This window comes from Nonomuraea guangzhouensis (assembly GCF_019396345.1).
GTDB classification, from domain to species: Bacteria; Actinomycetota; Actinomycetes; order Streptosporangiales; family Streptosporangiaceae; genus Nonomuraea; species Nonomuraea guangzhouensis.
The window spans coordinates 1-24,993 of sequence record NZ_JAHKRM010000015.1; the positions used below are offsets into that span (position 1 = coordinate 1).

Annotated in this window: 20 protein-coding genes; 10 read left to right on the forward strand and 10 right to left on the reverse strand. The window is 65.7% G+C overall.

Annotated elements, in window-relative coordinates; all coding sequences use genetic code 11:
• Window positions 1-169: 169 nt before the first annotated feature.
• Complete coding sequence (locus tag KME78_RS29350; protein ID WP_219532630.1) at window positions 170-790, reverse strand: hypothetical protein; 621 nt, start codon at window positions 788-790, stop codon at window positions 170-172.
• Window positions 791-881: 91 nt separating this feature from the next.
• On the opposite strand from KME78_RS29350, the gene KME78_RS29355 reads away from it, so the two are divergent.
• Window positions 882-1,097, forward strand: a complete 216-nt coding sequence (locus KME78_RS29355) for a hypothetical protein (protein WP_219532631.1) — start codon at window positions 882-884, stop codon at window positions 1,095-1,097.
• A 35-nt stretch (window positions 1,098-1,132) separates the two neighbouring features.
• Complete coding sequence (locus KME78_RS29360; RefSeq protein WP_219532632.1) at window positions 1,133-1,378, forward strand: hypothetical protein; 246 nt, start codon at window positions 1,133-1,135, stop codon at window positions 1,376-1,378.
• A 581-nt stretch (window positions 1,379-1,959) separates the two neighbouring features.
• On the opposite strand, the gene KME78_RS29365 is transcribed toward KME78_RS29360, so the two are convergent.
• Window positions 1,960-3,267, reverse strand: coding sequence for an FAD-binding oxidoreductase (locus tag KME78_RS29365; RefSeq protein WP_219532633.1), 1,308 nt, complete (start codon window positions 3,265-3,267; stop codon window positions 1,960-1,962).
• A gap of 31 nt (window positions 3,268-3,298) precedes the next feature.
• Entirely contained in the window at window positions 3,299-3,808 is a 510-nt protein-coding gene (locus KME78_RS29370; protein ID WP_219532634.1) for a nuclear transport factor 2 family protein, read from the reverse strand.
• 130 nt (window positions 3,809-3,938) lie between these two features.
• Here KME78_RS29370 and KME78_RS29375 point away from each other — a divergent pair, with 130 nt between their 5' ends.
• From KME78_RS29375 to KME78_RS29395, 5 genes are all read left to right on the forward strand, one after another.
• Window positions 3,939-4,832, forward strand: a complete 894-nt coding sequence (locus KME78_RS29375; RefSeq protein WP_219532635.1) for a LysR family transcriptional regulator — start codon at window positions 3,939-3,941, stop codon at window positions 4,830-4,832.
• A 119-nt stretch (window positions 4,833-4,951) separates the two neighbouring features.
• On the forward strand, window positions 4,952-6,316 hold the full coding sequence (locus tag KME78_RS29380; RefSeq protein ID WP_308127180.1) for an MFS transporter: 1,365 nt from the start codon (window positions 4,952-4,954) through the stop codon (window positions 6,314-6,316).
• 160 nt (window positions 6,317-6,476) lie between these two features.
• Window positions 6,477-7,493 carry a hypothetical protein gene (locus KME78_RS29385; RefSeq protein ID WP_219532636.1) on the forward strand — a complete coding sequence of 339 codons (1,017 nt, stop codon included), beginning with the start codon at window positions 6,477-6,479 and terminating at the stop codon, window positions 7,491-7,493.
• 615 nt (window positions 7,494-8,108) lie between these two features.
• The gene (locus KME78_RS66385) at window positions 8,109-14,795 is read left to right on the forward strand and encodes a polymorphic toxin-type HINT domain-containing protein (protein ID WP_219532637.1); all 6,687 of its coding nucleotides are present in this window, start codon (window positions 8,109-8,111) and stop codon (window positions 14,793-14,795) included.
• Window positions 14,773-15,435, forward strand: a complete 663-nt coding sequence (locus tag KME78_RS29395; protein ID WP_219532638.1) for a hypothetical protein — start codon at window positions 14,773-14,775, stop codon at window positions 15,433-15,435. Before KME78_RS66385 ends, KME78_RS29395 begins: the two co-directional genes overlap by 23 nt.
• A gap of 50 nt (window positions 15,436-15,485) precedes the next feature.
• Here the strand turns inward: KME78_RS29395 and KME78_RS29400 are convergent, their stop codons facing one another.
• From KME78_RS29400 to KME78_RS29420, 5 genes are all read right to left on the reverse strand, one after another.
• Window positions 15,486-15,974, reverse strand: a complete 489-nt coding sequence (locus KME78_RS29400; protein WP_219532639.1) for a transposase — start codon at window positions 15,972-15,974, stop codon at window positions 15,486-15,488.
• A 33-nt stretch (window positions 15,975-16,007) separates the two neighbouring features.
• Window positions 16,008-16,175, reverse strand: a complete 168-nt coding sequence (locus tag KME78_RS68105) for a helix-turn-helix domain-containing protein (RefSeq protein ID WP_372454971.1) — start codon at window positions 16,173-16,175, stop codon at window positions 16,008-16,010.
• Window positions 16,176-16,435: 260 nt separating this feature from the next.
• Window positions 16,436-17,062, reverse strand: coding sequence for a transposase (locus tag KME78_RS29410; protein WP_219532641.1), 627 nt, complete (start codon window positions 17,060-17,062; stop codon window positions 16,436-16,438).
• 441 nt (window positions 17,063-17,503) lie between these two features.
• Window positions 17,504-17,707: a DUF397 domain-containing protein gene (locus tag KME78_RS29415; RefSeq protein WP_219532642.1), complete on the reverse strand. Its 204-nt coding sequence runs from the start codon at window positions 17,705-17,707 to the stop codon at window positions 17,504-17,506.
• Window positions 17,700-18,545 carry a helix-turn-helix domain-containing protein gene (locus tag KME78_RS29420; protein ID WP_219532643.1) on the reverse strand — a complete coding sequence of 282 codons (846 nt, stop codon included), beginning with the start codon at window positions 18,543-18,545 and terminating at the stop codon, window positions 17,700-17,702. The genes KME78_RS29415 and KME78_RS29420 overlap by 8 nt, the downstream gene beginning before the upstream one ends.
• 667 nt (window positions 18,546-19,212) lie before the next feature.
• On the opposite strand from KME78_RS29420, the gene KME78_RS29425 reads away from it, so the two are divergent.
• On the forward strand, window positions 19,213-19,647 hold the full coding sequence (locus KME78_RS29425) for an ATP-binding protein (RefSeq protein WP_219532644.1): 435 nt from the start codon (window positions 19,213-19,215) through the stop codon (window positions 19,645-19,647).
• A gap of 33 nt (window positions 19,648-19,680) precedes the next feature.
• The gene (locus KME78_RS29430; RefSeq protein WP_219532645.1) at window positions 19,681-19,974 is read left to right on the forward strand and encodes a hypothetical protein; all 294 of its coding nucleotides are present in this window, start codon (window positions 19,681-19,683) and stop codon (window positions 19,972-19,974) included.
• A 79-nt stretch (window positions 19,975-20,053) separates the two neighbouring features.
• On the opposite strand, the gene KME78_RS29435 is transcribed toward KME78_RS29430, so the two are convergent.
• A complete protein-coding gene (locus KME78_RS29435) occupies window positions 20,054-21,460 on the reverse strand; it encodes a hypothetical protein (protein ID WP_219532646.1) in 1,407 nt (468 codons plus the stop codon).
• 214 nt (window positions 21,461-21,674) lie between these two features.
• Window positions 21,675-24,221: a M14 family zinc carboxypeptidase gene (locus KME78_RS29440; protein WP_246652064.1), complete on the reverse strand. Its 2,547-nt coding sequence runs from the start codon at window positions 24,219-24,221 to the stop codon at window positions 21,675-21,677.
• Between the two features lie 109 nt (window positions 24,222-24,330).
• Between KME78_RS29440 and npdG the strand changes: the two genes are divergently transcribed.
• A complete protein-coding gene (gene npdG, locus KME78_RS29445) occupies window positions 24,331-24,981 on the forward strand; it encodes an NADPH-dependent F420 reductase (RefSeq protein WP_219532648.1) in 651 nt (216 codons plus the stop codon).
• The last annotated feature ends 12 nt before the right edge of the window (window positions 24,982-24,993 follow it).

The following is a 24,993-nucleotide window of genomic DNA, read 5'->3' on the forward strand; positions in this document are numbered from 1 at the left end:
CAAACGCTGGATCACCCGCTGGAAAGCCGCTCTCAACGCCTTCGCCATCACCTTCGAAGGCCGCCTGAACCCGACCACCCCATAGAACTAATTCAAGATCGAGTTACACCGTTTACTGGACAGGCCCGAGGTTCGCTGCCGCCTGCCTTGCGAATGTCTGATTTTCGGATCAGATGTCACCTGGGGTGAGCAGGGTCGCCAGTTCGGGTTGCGACTGTCCGCGCAGTGACTCAAGCAGTCGGTCTTTGTGGTCAATGTCGGCGAGTGCGAAAAGGTTCACGTTGCCGTCGACGTCCATCAGTGTGGCGGTGGTCAAGGCTGTCAGTTCACGCAGTTCGCGGGCTGGGAATAGGCCGGCCTCGTGCCGATGCGCACGTTGCCAGGCGGTGGGAGCCGGCCGAGTGGGCAGCATGACGCGGGGGACCACGAATCCACGGTCGCGGGTCGGCCAGTCCGGTCGCTCGGCATCGATCTCGTATTCCCAGGAGATGAAGTCGTAGTCGTGCCGCCGCAGGTGACGGATCGCCTCATCGCGTGCCCAGGTTGGGACGGCGAACCGATGTCGTCCGGCGGTGAACGCCCAGGCCAGACCGAGATAGACCGCGACTTCTTCCTGGTTGTTATTGTTCACGCCAAAGCGGAAGAGGGGATGGTGTTGCGGGTCGTCGGGATAGTCGAGCTCGTAGAGGCCAGTCCAGTGGCGTTCGATGACGCCTTGCCCGAACTCGGAGATCAGCCGGGCATGGGTGATGCCGTTGGCGTACTCGAACTCGAAGTTCAGGCGATTCATGATCACCAGCCTAATACGGCAGCCGCCATTCGTTAGCTGAGCTGGGTATATGCGGTGGTTGGGCGGGCGGGTTGGTGGAACCATCGGGTGCATGATTGGAGTCAGCGGCGCGACAGCAGCGGTTCCCAATGTGACCGCGCAGCTGCCCGGTGGGGGTGCCCTGGGCCTGTGGATCGTCCTCGCCTGCAATGGCCTTCGCCGCAGCCTTACTGATGGCGGGCGCGACAGCGGACCGTACCGTCCGCGCTGGTCCATCGCCGTCGGCAACGTCGTGGACGGCGATGGCGACCAAAACGGCGGGACGTGAATGCTGGAGGTGATATGCAATCAAGTACGTACACCGTGGAAACGGAGAGCGGCGAGTCGCATGGCGGGATCTCGGAAGACCTGCTCTTCGAGTTGATCGATGAGTTGAGTTATCCTGAAAACTCATTTCTCACGATCGAGCCGCAGGGGTTTGGAAACCAGTGGTACGTCGTTGTGGCTCTGGATTCAGATGAGCGGCTCGAGTGGAGTATCGGCACCCAGGCATACCAGAGCATCGGGTCGTGGCCGGCAGAACGGCGTCAGATGTCGCGAAAGATGTAACGCCGTGGGTTTCCACGGTCGTTCGCAGCTGATGCGCCACCGCGCGCCCGTGCGTTACTTGGAGCGTCATTACGGTGAGTTTTGATCTTGCTTTTTGGTTTCAGTGGCCGATTCCTACCCCCGGACGAGGCCGCTCAGGTTTATGACCAGTTGACGGACGGGCTTACGGGTGTCGTCGAAGCGAGCCCAGCTATTAAGGATTTCTACCGGGCCGTTATCTCTGCGTTTCCGGATCTCGCCGAGGGGAATATGGATGAGTCGCCGTGGGCTTCTCCCCTCTACGTCACTAGCGAGTGTGTAATCGCAGCCATTTCGTGGTCGCTTTCCAGTGAAATCTCCTCGATTCTAATCGACTTGGCGTCGACGTATGGGATAACTACATACGACCCACAGGATCAAGTGGTTTACGGAATTGCCGGAGAGGGTTCAAACCGCTGATGCTGTAGGAGAGAAGTGGGCAATCTCAGGGGATGGAGCCCGTCGCCCTCGCCCTCGCCGCTCGCCGCTCGCCGGTCCGTCGAGCGGTGGCGCTGAGGGTGTCGATGGCGTCTCACCGGAGATGGAGGAAGGGACGGACGCGTTCAGCTGAGGATGGGGAAGTTGGCGCGGAGGGTGTTGTGCGGGTCGTGGTGGCGTTTGAGGCCGCGCAAGCGATCCAATGCCGCTGGCGTGAAGGCGTCGGCCGGTGTCTCGCCAGGGCTGAGGAAGGTGAAGGGTTTGCGTCCTCTGACGGGGAGGGCGTCGGTGAGTGCGCGTTGTCTGGCGGTGACGGCCTCGGCGGTCGCCGGGTCGGTTGGCACGCCGAACAGGTAGAGCGCGTAGGGCTCGGTCAGCGGGCCATGGGGAGTCTCGGACGGGCGGGCGAAAGCGCCGCCGAGGTGGCGTATCTGCACGCTCATCAGCGGGGCGATGGGGTCGGCCAGGAGGGTCTTCGCCACCCTGTCATCCAGCTCGGTGAGCAGTTCGCCGCGTGAGGAGCCCGCGCCGGGGTCGGTGGGTTCGGCGGTAATGGTGCCAAGTTCGGTGACCTGCATGGGGCGTCTGCTGTCGGTGAAGGGGCGGGGCAGGTGGTCCAGGGGGCTGAGCAGGGTGCGGGCCGTGGCGGCGTGGCCGAGGTAGGTGGCGTCGATGGCGATCATGGGTGCGGAGCCGGGGAAGTGCAGCAGGTCCAGCCAGAGGGTGAGGTCGTCGGGGGCGGTGGCGGTGATCTGGCGGTAGGCGTCCATCACGTCCGGGGCGTGTTGGGCGGGCCACGACATGCGCCCTCCGTACAGGTGCGGAGCGGGGTGGAGGGCGAGTTCGAGGGCGGTGACGATGGCGAAGGAGCCGCCACCGCCGCGCAGGGCCCAGAACAGGTCGGGCTCGGCGTCGGCGGTGAGCCGTCGCTGCCGGCCTTCCGCGTCCACGATGTCGAAGGCGGTGACGTGGTCGGCGACCCAGCCGTGTTTGCGGCCGAACCAGCTCAGTCCGCCGCCGAGAGCGACGCCGGCGACGCTGACGACCGGGGAGCTGCCGGGCAGGCCGGTCAGGCCATGCGACGCGGCGGCGGCTTGGAGGCTGCCCGAGGACACGCCCGCGCCGATGCGGGCATGCCGGGCGGCGGGGTCGATCTCCAGGGTGTTCAGCCGCCGGGTGCGCAGCAGGATGGCGCCGTCGAGGTCCGGGGTGGCGCCGTGGCCGTTGGGCTGGGCCGCGACAGCCAGGCCGCGGGCGTGGGCATAGCGGACCACGGTCGCGACGTCGGCGGCGTCGGCCGCTTCCACCACGGCGGGAACCGACTGTTCGACGGCCAGGTTCCAGGGGCGCCGGGCCTTGTCGAAGCCGTCGTCTCCGGGGAGCAGGATGCGTCCTCGGACGAGATTGCGCAGGTCGTTCAGCTTGTTGCTCATTTTTCTCCGATCTCGGTGGCAGGGGTGTTCGTCAGACGCCGAAGATCGCGGTGGGGTCGCCGGTGTACCAGGCGTTGTCGATGCGGAGGCGGCGGATGAGCCAGCGCTCGCCGTCGCGGACCAGGTCGGCGTCGTACGGGTTCTTCAGCAGGGCGAAGACGGCGTGGTCGGCGGCGAGCAGGTGCTGGGCCTCCACCAGGGCGGTCAGTCGCGCGGTGTCCCCGTCTATGGTGATGCGGGGGTTGGTGACCTGGTGGGTGGTGTCCACCCGGCCGGTGAACATGGTCAGGATGGTGTCGGCGATCGTGTCCCGTCCCGACATCACCGGTGGCCGGCCGCCCCACTTGGCGGCGGCGGGGCGGAAGTCGAGTTCCGCTTCGGCGGCGAAGGCAGAGGCGAACAGGGCCTTGTCCTTGAGGTCCTGGCCCAGGCCGAAACGGTACAACGCATCCAGGATCTCGGCGCGGTCCCGCAGTTCCCGGACGAGGGCGTTCGCGTCGTTCGGCAGGGCGGAGAGGGCGCGTTCAGCGGTGACGTACATGGCTTGCTCCCATGCGGCTCAGAGAGGAGAGGAGGTGGTTGGTGCGGACCACTTTCGTCTGGCGCGAGGGGCCGATCAACGCGGTCTTGTGGAAGGATCGTGAAGCTGGGGTTAACGATCTGGGGGTGAGATGCTCGAGCGGCATGAACTGGACGCGTTCCTGACCTTGGCCGAGGAACTGCACTTCGGCCGTACCGCTGAGCGGCTGCGTGTGTCGACCGCCCGGATCAGTCAGACGATCGCCAAGCTGGAGCGCCGGGCCGGGGTGCCGTTGTTCACCCGTACCAGCCGTCGGGTGGAGCTGACCAGGGCGGGACAGCAGCTATATGAGGAGGTTCGGCCCGCCTGGGACCAGATCGCCGCCGCGTTCGCGCGGGCGATCGACGCCGGTCGCGGTCTGACCGGCACCTTGCGGGTGGCCTTCGTCGGTGCGGCGGGCGGGCAGCTGCTCGCCGGGGCCGCCGAGGTGTTCCGTCGGCGTTTGCCGGACTGTGAGGTTCAGCTTCGTGAAGCGCAGATGGTCGATCTCATGCCCTGGCTGCGTGACGGCCAGATCGACCTTGCGCTGGGGACGTTCCCCATCGAGGAGCCGGGTATCGTCACCGGTCCGGTGCTGGTGTCCGAGGCGCGCATGCTGGCTGTGCCGGCCCAGCACGCGTTCGCCCGCCGTACGTCGGTCTCGCTCGACGATCTGGCCAGGGTGAAGCTGCTTCAGCTGCCGGACACCCTGCCGGTCTCGTTGCGGCAGGACCGTACTCCGCGTACCACTCCCAACGGACGACCGATCGAGCCGGGACCCGCGGCCTCGACGTTCAACGAGATGCTCACCCTCATCGGCGCCGGGCACGGCGCTTTCCCCGTCGGAGCCCAGGCCAGGCGCTACTACGCGCGCCCCGACGTCGCCTACGTCCTCATCAGCGATGCCCCGCCGCTGCTATGGGGGTTGCTGTGGCGGGCCGATGGCGCCACCGCCCGGGTCCGCGCCTTCGCCGAGGCCGCTCATGACCTGGTTACTTCTTCATGAACGGCTGCTGCTAGCTTGTGCTGATGCCGAAGACAGACAAGGTGCGCCGTCGCTGAGAGCGACGGCGCATAACCCCAGTTCTCGCCGTCGCTCCTGACCTCGTGGCCAGGAGCGCCTTTGTGGCGCTCGGATTTCCCTTGTTTCGGAGCGCACTCATGTTCGCCTTGTCTTCTCGTCAACGTCGGCGGGTTCTTGTCGCTGACCTCATCTCTACCGCGGTGTTCCCGCTCGCCATCACCGGTGCGACGGCGGCTGTCCCCGAGGTGACCGCGCGGCTGCCCGGTGCGGGTGGCCTGGGTCCGTGGATCGTTCTGGCCTACAACGGGCTCTTCGCCGCGGCCCTGCTGCTGGCGGGGGTGACGGCGGATCGTAGCGCCCGCACCCGGTTCTTCGCCGTCGGCAACGTCGTCGTCGCGGCCACCGGGGTCTTGTCCGCCTTTGCTCCGGACCTGTCGTCTCTAGTAGCCCTTCGCGCGGTCGGCGGCGTCGGGGCGGCCATGTGCGCCGCCGGTGGGTCGTCGATGGTCTTGGCTGTGTACCCGCCGGAGGAGCGGCGCCGGGTGTACGGCTATGCGGGCGCCGTGCTGGGCAGCAGCCTGGCGCTGGGGCCGATCGTTGCCCAGGCCCTGATGGCCGTCGGAGGGTGGTCTCTCGTTTTCGTCGTGCCGGGGGCTGTCGCCGCCGTCGCGGCCTTGGTCACGCTTGGGCTTCCGGGTCTTCGTAGCCCCGGCGTGTCCGATGACTTTGACCTTGCCGGTGCTGTCCTGTTCGGGGTGAGCATCGCCGCCGTGGTGACCGCGCTCGGGCTGGGTCTTGGGGCCGGCGTCCCGTGGTGGGGGCCGGGTGGGCTCGTCCTGGTCGCGGTGGTCAGCGTCACCGGGCTCGTTCGGGTGGAGCGGCGCGCGGCTGATCCGGCGATCCCGGTGGATTTGTTGCGGATCCCCGCCTATCGCGCGTACGCCGTGGCGACAGGTGCCTTCATGGGGATGCTCGTGGTGGGATTGACTGTGCTTCCGCAGCTCGGCGCTGTCCAGAAGATGGGTCCGGGTGAGGCGGCGATCATGCTCAGCCTGCTGACCGTGCCATCAACGGTCCTTCCGCTCCTTGCGGCTCGGCTCGCGCGCCGGCTGGCACGGCAATTGGTGACGACCGCCCTGTTCGCCTGCACTGTCACGGCCGTCGTCCTCCAGGTGACCGACCATCCTGCCGCTCTTCTCGTCGCGGCCGGGGTCGTCGGGTTGTGTCTTGGGCTGACTGAAGGCGTGCCGGACGGGCAGGCGCTCACCTATGTGCCCTCCCAGCGTGGAGGGGCGGGCGCCGCGCTGTTCAGTACGACGCGGATGAGCCTTGAGACTCTCACGCTGGCCGCTGCCACCGGGGTGATGGCGGCTCTTGGCCCTTCATCGGGAATGGCAGTCGCGGGAGCCGTGTGCTTCACCGCCGCCCTCATCGTCCAGCAAGCCGTCCCCTCCCGCGACACATAGTCCTGGAACGCACGTGCTCGGCTGTGGTCACGCAGGATCGACGCGCTACAGATCAGGGAACTTTTTGGAGATCCCGGGGCGTTGGCCGGGTACCTGGACAACGGGGGTGACCGTGTTGAGGTCAGGGGAGCGCCCTGTCTTACGCACGAACGTGGTGTCGTTGACGGGGCTGACGCTAGGCATGCTGGTGGCCGTGGCCATCCTTGGCGTGCGATGCGCGGACGTCGCGGCGCAAGATGCGCGCGCTACGGTACGTGCCACCGCGTACGTGAGCCACGTCCACGACGACGACAGCGACGGCCCCGAGGCTGTGGGCCTGACGTGGACCGACTCCCAGGGCGTCGAGCACGTCACCATCGTCCAGGTCGGTGGCCGCTTGGCCCTCGATTCCGCGGTAGCCGTCCGCTACGACCCCGGCAACCCGGGTGGCCTGGTGTTCCCCGCCGAGGAGGAGGCGTTCCCGCCCCCTGGGGACTGGCAGAGCCGCTATCTCCTGGCCCTGCTCGCGACCTACGTCTTCCTGGGGGTGCTCGTCGGTGCCCGCCTGGCGCTCAATGTGCGGGCCAAGAGGATGCCGGAGGCCTCGTGGCGGGCCATGCCGTTGCTGGTCACGTACGGATCGAGTCTGGCCCGGTGGTATACCGGCTACCTGCGCCTGGTCCCGCCCGGCGACGCGCGAGGCTTTGTGCAGCGGGTCTACTGGCACCCGGCTCTGGACCGGATGCCCTACTGGGCCGACCGGGCCCTGGGTGGCAAGGTCTTGGTCCGAGTCGGCCCGTGGCCGTTCCGCCGGGCAGTGGTGACCCTCCCCGACGGCACCCGGCTGTGGCCGGCCGGGCGGCTGCGCCGACGGATCCCCTGGGGGTGGAGCGCCGAGGAGCGGCCCGTTGGCGCGCCGCATCACTACATGCCCACCAGGGACCTCATCATCGCGATCCTGGCGCTCAGCGCTCTCGAACTGTCCGGATTCGTCGACTTCTTCGTCGGGATGGCGAGCCTCGGACTCGTGTTCGGTCTGATCTTCTTCCTTTGGGGCTGGTACGGCGGCGAGGCCATCTGCGGCGACGGCTGGTGGGCCTTCGACGTCATTCCCAGGGGGCCGGTGCAGAACCCGCGCGGCTCCAGCCCGCGCCGCCATCGGCGGAAGAAGACCCCCCAGCAGAACCGCGCCTCCTGAGAAGGCCGGCACCGGCTCAAGGCAGTCTGTGACAGCTTCGACGACTGCTCCAGGTGGCGGGCAGCGCGCCCTACGACCCAAAGGATCAAGTCGTTTACGGAATTACCGGACAGGATCATTGTGCTGCCTCCATAGGGCCGAGGTCTCGCACAGTCTGGGCGAGGGCCCGGATGGGGTCGTTTTCCGACTCGCTGCGCCATACCAGTGCGTACGGCAGGGCGTCGACGTCAGTGACGGACAGGTAGGCGATGTCGGGACGGCTCCAATAGCGCCTCATGTGGGCGCGGAAGAGGCTGACGAGCTCCCCGGTGCTGGCCGTGAAAGATCGTCCCGCTCTTTCGGTCGCCCTCGACCGCCTTCGCGAAGTGCATGTGACGTAGATCACATGAGCGTTTTTCTTCGGGAAAGCGCCTTCCATAACATTTGCGTTGACCAGTCAACATGGAATGCGTGTCTAACTGGTTCTGACTGGCGGTGTCGGGTAAGTGACGCTCCCGGAGTTGACCGATCTTGGTTTGTCGATCACATTCCGAGTGATCGTTCTTATATCTGCTTTAGGTGCGCCGAGGCCTCCTTGCCGGGGGTCTGCGTAAGCGTGCCTTGAAGGGGTGCGGTATGCGAGCTCGACGTTTACGGATGTGGTTCGCGGCGTTGATCGTCGGGCTTTCGGCGATGGTGCTGATTTCGAGTGTCGGGGTGCCGGATCGGCTGGTTGAGCGCGCTGCCGCAGCCGTGCCGGATCCGGAACAGTCGGTGGACGGCCGTCCTGTACCGAAACGCGAGGTTCCCAAGGGGGCCGAGGAGACGGCGCCGAAGGTGGAACGGCGCAAGCCGGTGTGGCCGAAGGCCGGTAGCACGGAGGTGAGTGTCCCCGAGGTCGGCAAATTGGCCGACGCTGGGACGCTGCCGGTGAAGGTAGGCCAGGTCAAGGGCATTGATGTAGGCAAGGTCAAGGTGGAGACCTTAGCGCCCGAGGCGGCCCGCGCGCTTGGCGGGGTCGGCATCGCCGCTCGGCTGATGCGCGCGGATGGCGTGACGAGGGCCGGGAAGCTACAGGCGGAGTTCTCCTACGCGGGCTTCCGGGACGCTTTCGGCGGGGACTTCGCCACCCGGTTGCGGCTGGTGCGGGTGCCTGCGTGTGCGGTCGAAGTGCCGCGGCCGAAGGCGTGTGTGGTGCGCCCGGTGGTGGTGCCGTCCAGGAACGATGTGAAGGCGGGACGGCTGGTTGCCGAGTTGGAAGCGGCGCCGGCTGGCGCCGTCGCGGCGGCGGTCAAGCCGACAACTCCGGGCAAGGACCGCAAGGCTTGGGCGGCGCAGGTGGCGCGTGATCGGCTGGCGGCGCAGCTCCAGGCTGGTTCGGTGTATCTGCTGTCAGTCGGCATGACGGGGCCGAACGGTAACTGGGGCGCGACCGATCTGAAGCCATCGGGGACGTGGCAGGCGGGCACCTCGGGTGGTGGGTTCGACTATGACGTGCCGTTGCCGGAGGCGCCGTCGGTGGGCGGTGATGGGCCGGACCTGTCGTTGCAGTACGACGCATCTTCGGTGGATGGGCAGGGGCAGTGGTCCAACAACCAGTCCAGCGTGGTGGGTGCGGGCTGGGATCTGAGTGCCGGGTTCATCGAGCGGCGTTACCGCCGCTGTTACGTCGACAACTTCTACGACGACAACACCGCGGAGTTGATCTGGACCGCCGAGGAGAAGGGGATCGGCGGGGAGGCGTTGTGCTGGGAGTCGCCGGACGAGACCGACGACGATTCCTCGACCAATGACAAGTCGCAGTCGGAGTTGGTGCTGTCGGCGGGTGGCCGTTCGGCGCAGATCGTTAAGGACCGTACCGCGGGCGGGTGGAAGACGGTTCCGGACTTCGGCTGGAAGATCGAGCAGGTCGCCGGGGGAGCCGACAGCCAGCCGTATTGGAAGGTCACCAGCCAGGACGGCACGGTGTGGCGGTTCGGCTACACCAAGGACGCCCAGTGGCAGGTGCCGTACGTGGGCAACGACTCGGGCGAGCCGTGCTACGACCGCTACCTGAACAACGACATTCCGCCGACCTGTACGGGTGTGTGGCGGTGGAACCTGGATCAGGAGATCGACTCCAACGAGAACGTGCTCGACTACTCCTACAACCGGGAGACCAACTACTTCTGCCTGCCCTCATGCGCGCACGAGCTGTATCGGGTGCTGCCCTATGACCGCGGCGGCACGCTGGCCAAGGTGCAGTGGGGCCACAACACCCAAGTGCCCGGCAGCGTACCCACAGCGCGTACCACCTTCACCACCACCGATCGCGGCGGCGTCGACGTACCGACTGACCTGCAGTGCACGCAGGCAGCCAACTGCAACAACAGCGCGATCGGCTTCTTCTCCACCCGCAAACTCACCTCGGTCCTGACCGAGTCGCTCAACCCCACCTCCAACGGGTGGGATCCGGTGGATCGGCTGGACCTGGCGCAGACGTGGATCTACCAGCGCACCGACTTCGGACCGGCCGATGATCCGGCGCTGTGGCTGGACACCGTTCAGCAGACCGGGCTGGCCACCACCCAACAGGTGACGTTGCCGCCGCTGGACTTCGACGCGGTGATGCTGGCCGGGAAGATGGACTACGACTCGATGTCGGATTGGACCGACCTGCTGTCGTGGCGGATGGTGCCGCGCATCGCCGCCATCGGCAACGGGATGGGCGGCCGTACCGAGGTCACCTACGGGCAGGCCGATCCGTGCGGTGGCGGCAAGGGCCGTGACGGCTCCAACTACTTCACCGACAAGACCGGCGACTGCTACGACGTCGACATGGGCAGCGACCCTGACTCCGGTTATGAGAGCTGGTCGCGCTTCTTCAAGCAGCTCGCGGTCAAGGTCGTCGAACGCGACATGGTCGGCGCTTCGCCCGACATGGTGCATCAGTACGAGTTCCTCGGCAAACCTCGCTGGACCAAGCCGGTGCAGTTCGCCGAGCCTGGCCAGGCGCCACCCGCCTCGGAGTGGCGTGGCTACGCTCAGGTCCGCACCATCGACGGGGCAGGCAGCGACCCGTCGGCCTACACCGTCAGCACCCGCACCTACCTGGGCGGTACTGGCGAGACAGTCACCGACTTCGATGGCGGCACCGTGGTGGACAAGCCGATCCTGCAGGGCAACGTGCTGCAGGAGCAGTCATGGAAGATGACCACGCTCAGCCCGCGCGCCTATACCGAGGTCGATTCCACCCGGTATGAGTACACGATCCAGACCACCGGCAACGGGCCCGGCACCATGGATCCGGGGTTGGTGCTGCAGACCCGCGAGCGCTCCCGCGACAAGATAACCGGCGGCGCCTGGCGCTACACCGACGAGAAGACCGGCTACAACGCCGACGGTCTGCCGAACAAGGTCAACGACTACGGCCAGGACGGCGTCACCACCGACAACACGTGCACCACGACTACGTACGCGCGCAACGCCGACGCCGGTCAGTGGCTGCTGGACTTCCCGTCGGTGGTGGAGGAGCGGTCTGGTGACGACTGCGTGGCGGGCGCGTTGATCGGCAAGACGATCACCCTGTACGACCTGGGCACCGATCCGGCCGCCAACAAGCCGAGTGACGGCAACCCGACCGAGGTCCGCTCCTACGCCAACGCCTCCACCATCTCCACCGCCAAAGCCACCTATGACGAGTACGGCCGCCAGCTGACCAGCGTCGACCCCCTCGGCAAGACCACTTCAACCACCTACACCCCGCCCGTCGGCTGGCCCGCCACCGGCGTCACGACGACCAACTCGCTCGGCCACACCGTCACCGCCCGCCTGTCACACGTGCTGGGCGAAGCGGTCGCGGTCACCGACGCCAACGGCAAGACCACCGAGATCGACTACGACGCGCTCGGCCGTACCACCGCGTTATGGAAGCCCGGCCAGCCGCGTACCGGCGGCACTCCCAGCACGACGGTGGCCTACGACATCGCCTGGAACGGCTGGCTGGGCCAGCCCACCGCGCCGATCAAGACCACGATCAAGCAGCTGCTGACCGGTACGAAGTACACCAGTGCCATCAGCTACGAGGACGGTTTAGGCCGGGCCCGCGAGGCGCAGACCGACTCGCCGTCCGGCGGCCGGATCGTCACCGCCACCACCTACGACGCGCGCGGTCTGACCGCCGCGGTTTCCGAGCCGGTGCACAACACCGGACAACCGGGCAGCGGGCTGCTCAACCCCGCGACGGCCAGCTTGCCGCAGTGGACCAAGAGCGTCTATGACGATCAGGAACGCCCGGTCGCCTCGATCGCCTACCACCTCGACACTGAGCTGCGGCGCACCAGCACTGCCTACCCCGGCGCCGACCGCACCGAGGTGACACCTCCGGTCGGCGGCAAGACCGCCACCGTCACCGACGTCTTCGACCGCGCCGTCAAGGTCGAGGAGTGGGCCGACGCCACTGTCCACCAGGACTCCAGCTACGGCTACGACCTGCACGGCAACCTCACGAAGATGACGGACGCGAACGGCAACGTCCGCACCTACACCTTCGACTGGCTGAACCGGCGCACCGCCGCCACCGACCCGGACGCCGGCGCCTCCAGCTACGGCTACGACCTGGCCGGCCGACTCAGTTACAGCATCAACGGCAAGAACCAGAAGACCTCCAACAGTTACGACGACCTGGGCCGACCAACCATCCAATGGGCCGGCGAGGTGTCCACCGGCACCAAACTCGCCGAATTCAGCTACGACACCGTCGCCAAGGGCCAGCCCGGCGCCGCCACCCGCTACACGGGCGGCCAGCCTTACACCCAGACCGTCACCGCCTACGACAGCGACTACCGGCCCACCGCCACCAAACTCACCATCCCAGCCAGCGAAGGCAACCTCGGCCGCGACTACACCTTCACCTCCGCCTACGACCCGGCTGGCAACCTGCGCGAGCAGAGCCTGCCCGAGGCCGGCGGGCTGGCCGCCGAGAAGCTCACCTACGCCTATACCGACCTCGGCTTCGCCAAGGGATTGACCTCCGACCTGGGTGGTTTCACCTACGTCAAGGACACCGCCTTCACCCCCACCGGCAAACTCGCCACCCGCTCGCTCGGCGCCGCCGGTCAGGTCAAACGCACCCTCGAACGTGACACCACCACCGACTGGCTGTCTCGGGTCTCCACTCAGACCAAGGCCGACACGACCGCCCCCGACACCGTCCAAGATGATCGCTACAGCTACAACGTCGCGGGCACCATCACCCGCGTCCTGGACGCCGCCTCGGCCATCCCCGGTACCACCGATGGCCAGTCCGAATGCTTCACCTATGACGGTCTGCTGCGGTTGAAGACCGCCTACACCACCACCGCTTCCTCGTGCACCGGGACAGGCGACGCCAAGGGCCTCGACCCCTACAGCCAGGCGTACTCCTACGACAAGGTCGGCAACCTCACCAGCCTGACCGACAACGGCCAGACCGCCACCTACGCCTATCCCGCCCCCGGCGCCAACGCGGTCCGGCCCAACGCCGTCACCTCCATCGCTCGCCCCACCGGCACCGACACCTACGCCTACGACAACGCCGGGCAGTTGTCAGCTCGCACCGTGGCCGGCAAGCAGGCCACCTTCGACTTCGACCAACTCGGCCAGCTTGCCCAGGCCACCGTCGACGGCAAGCAAACCAGCATGGTCTATGACGCCGCAGGCCAGCGGCTGATCCGCCGCGACCCCGACGGCAGCGCCACCCTCTACCTCGGCTCGATGGAACTGCGCCTGTCTGGCGGCCTGGTCGCGGGCAAGCGCTACTACAGCGCCAGCGACGGTTCCCCGATCGCCATGCGCGACGCCACCGGCGTCACCTGGCTGCTGGCAGGCCAGCACGGCAGCACCCAACTGGCCATCAACGCCACCACCGGCACCATCAACCGCGAACGGTACCTGCCCTACGGCCAGCGCCGCGGCGGCGACGACTTGCCCTTCACCGACCGCGGCTTCCTTGGCAAGATCGAAGATGCCTCCACCGGTCTGGACTACCTCGGCGCCCGCTACTACGACCCCGCCATCGCCAAATTCATCAGCACCGATCCAGTTCTCAGCTTGAAGAAGCCGGAATGGGCCAACCCCTACAGTTACGCTGCCAATAACCCTCTCAACTTCTCGGACCCAGACGGCGATGAACCACGACCGTGGCATGACAAGAACTGGGGCAAGAAGTCCGAGAAGCAGCGTAAAAAGATCACCAAGCAGTATATGGCCGGTGAGCGCAAAGCGGCGAATAATTTCCGTCGGCGCGAGAAGGATCAGGCGCTTTCTGCGCTGGCACGAGACAAGAAAGGCTTGGCTGAGAGAAGAGCGGCGAAAGAAGCTGAGAAGAACAGAAAACCTGGATTCCAGGAAAGCTTGTACTGCGGTAAGAGCAGCACAAAGGAGATGTGCGAGAAGGCAAAGGAGATCGACCGGCTGATGGATAAGGCTGGTATCAGTCCGGCCGACGCCATATTGAATGGCAACATCCACAATCCGCTGGACGTTGTAGGGCCAAGGAAGGTAGGGAAGGGGCGAGTCAGGATTGGGTCACCATGTAGCAGTTTCATTCCCGGAACCAAAGTCCTTATGGCAGACGGAACCAAGAAGTCCATTGAAGACATCAAGGCTGGCGATAAGGTCTTAGCCTCAGATCCCGAGACAGGTAGAACCGGCTCTAGGCCAGTTACAAACATCATCACCACTAAGGGTAGTAAGAACCTCGCCAAAATAACCGTCTCCGCTGAGGCTGGCCAAGGTGGCAGCGAAGGCGTCGTTACCGCTACCGATACCCACCCCTTCTGGGTGCCAGCAGTTCATGCCTGGATACAGGCCGGTTCGCTGCAAGCGAAGCAATGGCTTCAAACAAGTGCAGGCACCCATGTGCAAGTCTCAGCCATCGCGAGATGGAGCATTGGTGACCAACGTGTCCACAATCTGACAGTCGATGACCTTCACACTTACTATGTTCTCGCTGGAACAACGCCGGTCCTGGTTCACAATTCAAAATGCGGTTGGGATCTTGCTAAGATCGACGAAAAGTATGACAAGCATGTGCTAGGAATTGGTAAGCGCCCTGGCGAATTTGCTGATATGCCGGAATACGCAGACGCTCCAGGCTTCGCCCGCTATGAGCAAGATGCTTGCACCTTGATGTGTGGCGCTAGAGGCGAAGGCGTGAGAGAAGTAGTGCGTTCATCCGATGGGGCAATCCTGCGACTTGACACTGCAACAGGTAGACTAGGGATAATGCAAAACGGAAAGATTACGAACTTCTTCCGTCCGGATAATCCAGCAGCCTATATTGAAGCCGAAAGTAGGCGATGAGATCCAGAATTTCGATGAGCGCTTCTCGGAAGCCTTCTTTCGCAGGGGATGGCGGACCTCGATGCTGCCTGCCGAGGCTGTAGCGCGCTGGCATTCATTTGCGGAGGACTGTATTTGGGGATACCCATGGGACGTTGAGGACTACTTCAACGATCTGTCGCTTAGGTCGCTGCTTGGCACCACGCTTCCAGAACTGGATCCCGTAGATCACGGGCGTGCTAGCGGGCTTAGAAAGTCGATCGCGATGTCAGACGAAGTGCTCAAAAGAGTTCTGGTTCGCGATTCCTTTCCGGATTTTTCGGAGGCTGAATGGTGGATGCGATGTACGCCTATTTACGCCGCAAAGAAATTCTGTGCCGAGTTCTACGCGTCTTACGGAGTGGAAATCGCTTCGAGGTCGAGATATGACGATGAAGTGGATGAAATGGCGCGCATGATCGCCGAGGGGCTTTCCGTCGCTGGGGTCTGTGTCATAGCGCGAAACGATCACTGGTACGTGTCGCTCAGGCCTGGCCTCTTCATACGTGCTTGTCGTGATGCTTTTTTGCTAAGCCGGGAAAGTGTCAAAGTTGTCTGGAAATGGCTAATGCGTGAGATGTCGGACGACGAACTTCACCGATCCCTAACGCTACACCTATAAACTCAGGTGTCGATTTATGGTCAGTGTAGATAGAGAGCTTTAAACGCTGGTTATGGGGGCTTGAGGTCGAGGCCGGTCTTGGCGATGAATCCGCTGATCAGCTGGGGTCGGTACTGCATCTTCTTCAGCCGGGTCTTGATCAGCCGGGCGAGTTCGTTCGGGGTCTTCTTGGCCAGGTTGGCCAAGGACCGTTTCAGATGGGCCCAGACCGCCTCGACCGGGTTGAGCTCGGGGGCGTAGGCGGGTAACTGGATGACCGTCAGCCAGGCACGGCGCTCGACCAGGTCCCGCATCCGCGCGCTGAGGTGGGTGTTCAAGTTGTCCCAGGCGAGCATGATCGGGCCGCCCAGTTGCTGGTGGGCGGCATCGAGCAGGGCTGCGTAGTCGGTCTCGGAGAAGGACTTGCGCTCGCCTTTGCGGCCTCGCCGCAGCCGGATCCGGTAGATCAGCCGAGGCGTGCGGCCGGGCTTGGTGGCGATCAACCCGGCGATCATCACCGTACCCGACCCGCTGCCCGACACCGTGACCACCGGCGTCACCCCACGCCCCCCAGCTGCGGCCTTTCGGGGGTCTCAGGCCTTGACCGGCCTCGTCTTGGAAACAGAGCCAGGCGTCCAGGTCCGCCGCGGCTCTTTTCCCTCCGGCCAGACATCGTTGCGCCAGGCGGTGATCGCTGCTTCGTCGCGCTCGACTGCCCGCCGGGTCGGCACCTGCCAGCTCCAGCCCAGCCGATGCAGCAGATCAGCTCGAAGGTATTGGCTGGAGTCTCAGTGACGTAGGAGGGGCTTTCGTCGGTTCGGGTGGATCGAGCGGACCGGGGATGGGAGCCGCTTCAGGCGCTGACGTACGCCTCCGTTACCGTCAAGCTGTAGGGCATGTTGTAGGAAACCTACAATTGCTTTGAGCTGGACAAATGCAAGATGTCGTCGGTCGGGCATGCTGGTCTAATCGATGGATTTTTCGCGGGGTCAAGGCGGTTCTTCGATTTTGAAGGGGGTAGTCACCCTAGTCGCTGGGTTGATCGTTTTGATGTGTGCAGGCCAACCGTACGTGTCGGCGTTGGTTGGTGAGGTGGCGGAAGCCAAACGCCACGTGGGCGGCATCTTTGATGAGGCGGTTGGTTCCTTCGGTGCGGGCGTTGGTGACGCCTGTGGTGATGAAGGCCAGTTTCGGGCCACCAAGCGTCGATCGTCTGGGCCAGGGTGATCAGCTCAGGGATGTTGGAGGTGGCGCACCAGGTGGAGAACCGGAACAGCCGGTGAAAGATCACCGAGCGGGGCTGCTGCTGGCGGGCGCAGGCCAGCAGGGAGCGTAGTTCTTCTTTGGCGATCCAGGCGGTGAGGATCTGTCCGGTGGGTTCTTGGTCGGTCAGGGCGTTCCACATGCGGGTGAAGGCCTGTTCGGTCAGGTTCTCGCGGGCACGGAGCAGGCGGCGGCGGTTGGCCCGTTCGGGGTCGGCGGCGCAGACTCGGCGGCCTCGCTGCTGGCGGGTGACGCGCTGACGGACGGCGGTGAGTGTTTTGTTGGCCAGGGCGATGAGGTGGAAGTGGTCGACCACGATGGTCGCGTGCGGCAGGGCCTGCCGGACGGCGGTGCGGTAGCAGGCGAGATCGAAGCCCGGCGTCAAAGGTCTTTTAAGTCGGGACGATCCAGAAGGATTCAGGTGAGCACAAGTTCCAGTATCAGATCACCTGTCGCCAGCGCTAGGTAAACAATGTCTGGATCCTTGGTGTGTGGGAACTCCAGCATGCTGAACGTGCCGCCCAAGGCTGCATGAACCCTCCGATTTTCCATATCTTCGCTTCCGACCATTCCAGGCTCAACGCCGCCGCCCCGGCCGTTAGGTACAAGCCGTTACGCAGGTCGCGCAGGTAAGGGCGAACTGGCGACGCGGCACTGTGGAGCCCGTCCACGTCTCGGCCATTGCCTACCTTCCATCGAGGGCCGTAAATCGTGGAAGCGGATGCGGCGAAGCAGGCGCAATGATCGAGGCTCCGCCCTCGGCTACGAACGCGTCTTACCCATGACGCAGACGTTCACCTCAGAGCTCCCTGAACCCATGCCGGGTTCAGGCCAGGTCGAACTCCCCGTCCTTGGCGCCTGCCAGAAAGGCGCGCCACTCACCGGGAGTGAAGATCAGCGCCGGTCCGCTGCGATCCTTGCTGTCCCGAACCGCGACAACGTTCGGAAGGCTGTGAGCCACCTCAACGCAGTTGTTGCCGCTGCCGCTGTGGCTGCTCTTGTGCCAATCGGCCTGTGAGAGATCAATCATCCGATAGATCCTCCTTGGTTTCAGAGATGAGCCGCAGGGAGTCTTCCGGGGACAGGGCCGCACCGCGGATCCGCTCGAATATGAGCGTACATCGTTCGACTTGCTCTGTGCTCTCGACGTAGATGTCGCCGGCCGTGCTCTCCACGTAGGCAACGTTGGGGTCGTTCTCGTCGGAGAAGCTGAGGATGGTGAAGGCTCCTTCCAGTCCTGCGTGTTCCCCTGTGTGGTAGGGAAGGACCTGGATTGTTATGTTGGTCCGCCTGGCCGCTATCAGCAACGCTTCCAGTTGTTCGTGCATCACTCGACGGCCGCCGATCGGGCGGCGGAGGACAGCTTCATCCAGGATGGCGTTGAGGCTCGGTGCGTTCGGCTGACTGAGCAGCGTACGTCGCGCCATACGCGCCATGACACGGCGCTGCGCGTCGCCCTCGGGGCGATGCATAGAGATCACGGTTCGGGCATAGTCTTCGGTTTGCAGGAGACCTGGGATGAGTTGGACTTCCCACTGGCGAATCAGAGCCGCCTCGTCTTCCAGCCCGATGTAGGAGCCGGTGAACACGTCGGCATAGGCGGTCCACCATCCGCGCTGGCGTACCTCGCTGGCGAGCTGTATCAGGCCGGCGCGCTCCGACGAATTGGCTCCGTACAGATCGCAGACGGCGGCAACGTCGGAACGACTTGCCATCGTACGGCCGGTTTCGATGCGGCTTACCTTGCTTCGGCTCCAGCCGAGTTGAGCGGCGGCGGCCTCGGGGGTCAATCCTTTTTCTTCTCGCATTCTGCGCAATTCGCGCGAAAGTCGCCGCAATCTCACTGTCGGACTGTAGGTCGATGGCATGGAGGCCAGTGTGCCAGGTAGGCGATGGGCGGACCCATCAATTGTTTCAATCACTTAGAAAGTGCACAGTGCATTGACGGGTAGCGCAGAGTAGGGCCATGATGACTGCGTACGGAAAGGCGGATGCGTGAAATGGTGCAATCTGCACAGTTCTCTTCGTACGTGATCTATATGATGTTATGGCCATAGGTCGGGCGGGTTCCTTCATTCATGCGGTTGGCGCCTCCTGGCCATGGGCGAGCACATGGCGGTAGATCTGCGGCGAGGCAAGCCCCTGAACTGGTCGTACGACATCGTGACGCGTCTGGACGGCTACGAGCCGGGGCGTTTAAGGCTGTTGGTCGAGTACCGGCAGGTGCAGTACGAAAGATGCAATTTCGCAGACCCGGGCATTGTGCTTATACGGCGTGAATGCCCCTATTGGTTCCTGTAGGTGATGGGCGGTTGGAGCGATGAGGCATAGCCGGACGCGGCCCATTCGGGATCGAGATGAATCCCTCTGTTTGGAGGGGTCGGCCTGTGTTATGCGTCAAAAGAGGGTGCCCGCCCTGGTTCAGTTACTACGCGGCGGGGAGCTGTTCATCACCATTTCGAGCGGCCAGGGCCGACTCGGAGAGGTGGGCGAGCTCGACGTGAACGTGTCTGGTCGAACCTGGGAGCTTGCGCAATGAGCGGGCTGTTCCTGGCCGAGATCGTGTTGCCGGGGGTGAAGAGTTCGGTATCGGTGGCTCGCCGGTGTGTGGCTGAGGTCTTGATCGTCGCGGGGCACGAGGATGTGAGTGATGTCCGGCTGGCGGTCAGCGAGTTGGTGACGAACGCCGTGGCGCACACCGCATCCGGCGAGCCCGGCGGGTTCGTCACGGTGGAGGTCTCCTCCTTGGATGCCGTGATGGCCTACATCGAGGTGATCGACGACGGGTCAGCGGTGACCGTTCCCGAGGTGCATAAGGCCGACGCCGAGGAGTGTGGCGGGCGAGGGCTGTGGCTGGTGGAAGCGGTCGCGGCGAGATGGGGCGTGCGCGATGAGGGCTACCGGCGGCGGGTGGTGTGGGCGGAGATGTCCACGAAAAGCGGTACATCTGCCTGTGCGGTAAGGAGGTGAGGGCGCGAAGTGAGGTGCTTTGGAGTGTCCTGGATGGATGATCCAGCGTGGTTTCCTCCGCAATGCATCAGCCGGCACCCGTACCCGGCGCGGTCGCATGCCGAGAAGCTGATATGGAACGTGCCATATGGCCATGATGTGCGGGTCGTCGCGTGGACGTGCGAGTGCAGCAGCCCGTTCTACGTGCTGTGTCAGGCGGGCGGGCAGCGGTTCATTCGGCGTACCCGAAGCGGGCCGGACAAGCGGATCGTCGACGAAAGCGATCGATGGCCGGACAAGCAGGCGGATGCGCAGTGGAACGCCTTGTTGCTCGGTCTCCTCCACTGAGGAGACGAGGCGTGGAACCAAAACGATCGCCCATTACTGACGTGGCGGGCGCCGACCGGCGCCCGCCACGCAAGTGGGGTCAGCGGTGCCAGAGGACGGCTGAGGTGGTGGTGCTGTTGAGGGTGACGTCGCCGTTCCAGGTCAGGAACGACTGCTGGGGGAGGTAGTTCTGGCCCAGGAGGAAGCCGCGCTTGATCGCCGTGACATGCACAGTGGCGCCCGTGTCGGTGCCGACCACGACGCGGTGGGCGGTCACCTCGGCGATGTCGTCAGCCGTCGTGCCCGCGGGCAGTTCGACCGTGGTCGCCGCCGGGTCGTCGCGCTGGATGGACCAGGTCGGGTCCACATGGTTCGACAGATAGACGGTCTCACCGCTGACCAGACGTACGCCGAGCGCGACCCCGACCCAGGACGACCCCGCGTTCGCCGGCTGCGTGGTCTTCTTGACCACCGCGTACAGGTAGTTGCGCTGGTCGCTCACCTCGGGCGTGGTCGGTGTGGTGGCCGAGGGGGCCTCGATCTTGCTCTCGCGGAGCATCTCCTTGGCCATGATCTCGTACGTCCACGGGTTGGCGTCCATGAGGTACTCGCGGGCCTCGCCGGCCGGGAGCGTCGGCAGGTACGACAGGAAGAACCGCATGGGGTCGTCCACGGTGTCGCACATGTTGTTGTTCGACGTGCAGGTCTGCAGGAGGGCGTGGTCGTTCTCGTACTTGCCGGTGAAGTGCAGGGTCTGGTGGTCGGGGGCCTGGTAGGTGTCGCTGCCCTCGACGCGGTCGCCGTTCGCGTCTACTTCGACGCTGTAGATCCACTCGATGTCGGTCGTGCGGCCCCAGCGGGCCATCAGCGCTGGTGTGTTCGTGCCGCCGTCCTCGTTGCTCCACACCACCGAGTACGTGAGCTTCGTGTGGCCGGGGGTGGCGGCCGGTACCGAGTCGTGCCAGGCGATGAGCGGGGTGTCGGTGGTCGCGTTCTGGTACGGGGTGCCAAGGGCGGCGAGGTTGCGGCCGTAGACGACGGGTGCGTAGCGCAGTACCAGGTTGTCGGGGGTGCCCTGCGCGTGCGTCGAGACCTTCAGCGTGTCCACCACGACGGATTTGCTCGGTGCGGCGGAGCGCTCGGCGGCGAAGTGCAGACGTAGCTGGTGCACACCTGCGGTGAGTCGGCCCAGGGCGAGCTGCCGGTGGAGGCGCTGGCTGCCGGAGACCACGAGGTCGGTGACGTATCGGTTGTCGACCGAGACGGACACGACCGCCGATTCGGCGCCCTTCGACGCCCAGTCCGTGCCTGGCGCGGATACGTTCAGGTCGATGAGTGCCTCGCCGGACTTCCGCACGACGACGGGCAGCCGCGGGTCCGGGCGGTCGCGGCGGACCTCGATGGGCCGCGTGTGGGTGGTGTCAGTCGGCTTGCTCTGTGCCGTAGCCGGTACGGCCAAGCCGGCCAGGATGGCGACCGTCGCGGTCAACAGGGGGACAACTCGCATCAGGGGGATTCCTCCGCTGCATGGACTGCGTCGCGGGCGGGATGAATCGCGCCCTCGAGCAGGTCCGATGAGATGCCAGATCTAATGATCGAAACTAACCGGCCGGACAACGCCGGGAAAGCGGTCGTTGAAGAACGGGACAACCTAGGAGCCCCGGCCACGGGCGAGCCCACAGGTCGCTGTGGGCTCGCTTCGTGTGGCGGCCTGAGAGGGATCAGGGTGTGGTGACGGCCGCGCCCGTGACGGACGTCGACCAGTACAGGGCCCTAGCTACCTGCGGGAACAGGCCCTTGGGGTGGTTGCGGAACATCGGTTCGGTGCCGAACAGCACCACGGCCGCGCCCCTCTCGTCACGGCCGCTGACCACGGCCGCCTGGCCTCTGGCCGCGTCCTGGCCGCCGGTCCCGTCGGGGTTGGGGCGCCAGTGGCCGGAGACCAGCGGGCCTTCGGTCGCGTACGCCTGCTCGACCGTGACCTCGGGGCCGAGCCCGGTGAACCAGCGCGGCGAGTACACGAACGAGTAGCCGGGCGAGCCGCTGCCCACCGGACCGGTTGAGGAGACCACGCGAGCGACGCCGTTGGCGTCGCCGCGTCCGGCGACGGAGGTCGCGGTGAGCAGTCCGGCGGCCGTGTTGAAGGCGGCGCCGGTGCTGCCTCGGGTGACCACGCCGCCCGAGGTGAGGAATGCGTCGAGTGCTGCCTTGGCCGCCGGGTTGAGCGCCGTGTAGCTCAGCCCGCTGGAGACGAACAGGACGTCGGTCCCGCTCCAGTCGAAGCCGCCGTTGAGGGTGGCCGTGGAGATCGGGGTGACGGGGAAGCCCAGCTCGCGCAGGGTGAACAGCTCGTCCGCCGAGGTGGCCGCCGCGATCCGCACCTGGGTGAGCGGCGTACCCCCAACAGAGCCTGCCGGGGTGAACGCCACGCCGTAGTGGTCGGAGACCGTGCGCGCGACCTGCCGGGCGGCGGCCGGCACGATCACGGTGCCGTCATGAACCCAGGTCACCGTCACCCCCTGGGCCAGCAGCGCGTTCAACGCCATGACCTCCTTGGCGTCGATCACCTTCAGCGCGAGCGCGCCGTGGCCCCTAGGGACCGAGCCCGTCGGTGCGGCGGCCTTGACCGGCTCAAAAGCACGCGCCTGGAGGGAGGTGACGCCGTCCACGGTGGCGCCCCAGAGCAGGGCGTGGCTCCAGCCGGAGATGTCGTACATGGCATCGACCCTGGGGGAGATGTCGGCGCCCGCCTCCAGCATCACGTTGGCCAGGCCGCGCTTGGGCTGGCGCATGTCGACGACGTACGAGCCCGCCGGATACGTCCTGCCACCCGCCCGGAACGAGCCCTTGGCCCGCCCCACCTCGACGTCGTTCGCGATGAGGTGGTCCACCAGCCGGGCCGCGGCCGTCGCGGAACGCTGCCCGCCGCCCGCCGGGATCACGTACGCCCGGGGGAAGGTGGTGTTGTACACGTCCTCGGGGCCGAAGCCGGGCACGATGCCGAGCGGCACGGTCCTGGACGGCTCGCCCGCGGCGCCCCGGCGGAAGACCTCGATCTGGTCGGCGATCAGCTGGTCGTGCCTGGCCCGCACGAAGCCGTACGTCGCCCGGATCGCGGCGGCGGCGATGGCGGTGTTGATCCCGGAGCGGCGGCGCAGCTCGTCGACGGGCAGATTGGTGTAGTCGGAGCCGTTGACGCGCAGCGGGATCTCGACGGTGTGCGAAGCGACCGCGCCATGGAACGGCGCGTACTGCGGGCTGAAGATCGGTGGCCAGTCGTCCCAGCCTTCGGCGGAGTCGCGGAACGGGATCTGCGGCGGGTACACGCCGTCGGCCTCGGGCGTGTGCCCCAGGGCCTTGATGGCGGCCTCCATGCCGAGCCCGTTGGCGTAGGTGTTCTTGATGAACAGGTCGTACTCGTAGTTGGCTCCGTGCGGCGGCGTCGTGGGCTCGATGAGCGTGCCGTTGACGTAGCCGTGCAGGTCGATCATGGTGACCGGCTGGGTGTCGATCATCACCTGGCGCATCGCGCGTACCTCGGACTGCGAGGCGGTGACGAAGTCGCGGTTGAGGTCGAAGCCCGCGCCGTTGACGCGCACCCCGTTGACGCGGCCGTCGGGGTTGGCGGTGACGTTGAAGTACAACCGCGTGCGGCTGAGCAGGTCGGCGACCGCGGGATCCGCGCTGGTGGCGAGCTCCTCGATCACCCGCAGAGTGGCGTCGGTGCCCTCCCACTCGTTGCCGTGGATGTTGTTGTTGACGAACAGCGGCGCCTTGTACTTCCTGGGCAGCCCACGGTCGCGGGCCGCCGCTGCCGAATCGTGCTCGATGCGGTCACGGATCCTGCTCTGCTCGCGCGCCTCCTCGCGGCTCTCCGGTGCGGTGACGGTGACGAGGTAGAGGTCGCGGCCCTGGTACGAGCGGCCGATGATCTCCGCGCTCACCCGTTTGCTCCGCTGCTGCAGGTCGTTCAGTCTGGGCGCGATGCCGTGGTACGGCACGAGGCCGAGCTTGATGGAGGCGTCGGCGGGGTTCTCGGCGGGGATCGGGAGCTGGTTCTGCCGGGGGTAGCCGCGGTTCCGCTCGTGGAACGGCTCCTCAGTAGCGGCGCGGAGCGTCTCGGCGGACACGTCCGCCGCCTGCTCGTTCCGCTCGGGACCGTTGCCGAAGTCCCGTACGGCCGGCGGGGGCGGCTCGGCGGCGTGGGCCGTCGCGGCCGTGGGAGTCAGGAGAACGGCGATGCTCAAGAGGGCGATGGATAAACGCAAGGAAGACCTCCCTGGTACGGAAGTGATCTCGCCGGATCCGTACCACGAAGCGGGTCCACGCACCAGCCCCGGCGTTCTCAGCCGTGAAACGGGCTGATAAGAATGCGGAATGACTGTGAACGGCATTTCGATCGGGATTCTGGGCGGGACCGGAGACCAGGGGAAGGGGCTGGCGCGGCGGTTCGCGCTGGCCGGGCACCCGGTGCTGATCGGTTCGCGGAGTGCGGGGCGCGCTCAGGAGGCGGCCGAGTCGATCGGCTCCGGTGCCCGGGGGGCCGAGAACGCGGTGGTCGCCACCGAGGCCGATCTGGTGATCGTCGCGGTGCCGTACGACGGGCACAAGGCGCTGCTGGAGTCGCTGCGTACCGAGCTGGCCGGCAAGATCGTGGTCGACTGCGTCAATCCGCTGGGCTTCGACAAGCAGGGCGCCTACGCGCTGCCCGTCGAGGAGGGGAGTGCCGCCCAGCAGGCCGCGGCGGTGCTGCCGGACAGCCGGGTGGTGGCCGCGTTCCACCACGTGTCGGCCGTGGTGCTGATGGATCCGGCGGTGGACAAGGTCGATCTGGACGTTCTGGTGCTCGGTGACGACCGCGAGGCCACCGACACGGTGCAGGCACTCGCGGCGGTCATCCCCGGGGTGCGCGGGGTCTACGGCGGCCGGCTGCGCAACGCCTTCCAGGTCGAGGCGCTGACGGCGAACCTGATCTCCATCAACCGCCGTTACAAGGCCCACGCCGGAGTACGCGTCACCGACGTCTGACCGCCCAAAAGG

What these genes read in the sequence shown, in the direction of transcription:
- KME78_RS29430 (WP_219532645.1), top strand. Translation starts at nt 19,681, where the DNA reads ATGGATGATCCAGCGTGGTTTCCTCCGCAATGCATCAGCCGGCACCCG.
- KME78_RS29420 (WP_219532643.1), bottom strand. Translation starts at nt 18,545, where the DNA reads ATGCCATCGACCTACAGTCCGACAGTGAGATTGCGGCGACTTTCGCGC.
- npdG (WP_219532648.1), top strand. Translation starts at nt 24,331, where the DNA reads ATGACTGTGAACGGCATTTCGATCGGGATTCTGGGCGGGACCGGAGAC.
- KME78_RS29375 (WP_219532635.1), top strand. Translation starts at nt 3,939, where the DNA reads ATGCTCGAGCGGCATGAACTGGACGCGTTCCTGACCTTGGCCGAGGAA.
- KME78_RS29370 (WP_219532634.1), bottom strand. Translation starts at nt 3,808, where the DNA reads ATGTACGTCACCGCTGAACGCGCCCTCTCCGCCCTGCCGAACGACGCG.
- KME78_RS66385 (WP_219532637.1), top strand. Translation starts at nt 8,109, where the DNA reads ATGCGAGCTCGACGTTTACGGATGTGGTTCGCGGCGTTGATCGTCGGG.
- KME78_RS29355 (WP_219532631.1), top strand. Translation starts at nt 882, where the DNA reads ATGATTGGAGTCAGCGGCGCGACAGCAGCGGTTCCCAATGTGACCGCG.
- KME78_RS29435 (WP_219532646.1), bottom strand. Translation starts at nt 21,460, where the DNA reads ATGCGAGTTGTCCCCCTGTTGACCGCGACGGTCGCCATCCTGGCCGGC.
- KME78_RS29425 (WP_219532644.1), top strand. Translation starts at nt 19,213, where the DNA reads ATGAGCGGGCTGTTCCTGGCCGAGATCGTGTTGCCGGGGGTGAAGAGT.
- KME78_RS29365 (WP_219532633.1), bottom strand. Translation starts at nt 3,267, where the DNA reads ATGAGCAACAAGCTGAACGACCTGCGCAATCTCGTCCGAGGACGCATC.
- KME78_RS29350 (WP_219532630.1), bottom strand. Translation starts at nt 790, where the DNA reads ATGAATCGCCTGAACTTCGAGTTCGAGTACGCCAACGGCATCACCCAT.
- KME78_RS29415 (WP_219532642.1), bottom strand. Translation starts at nt 17,707, where the DNA reads ATGATTGATCTCTCACAGGCCGATTGGCACAAGAGCAGCCACAGCGGC.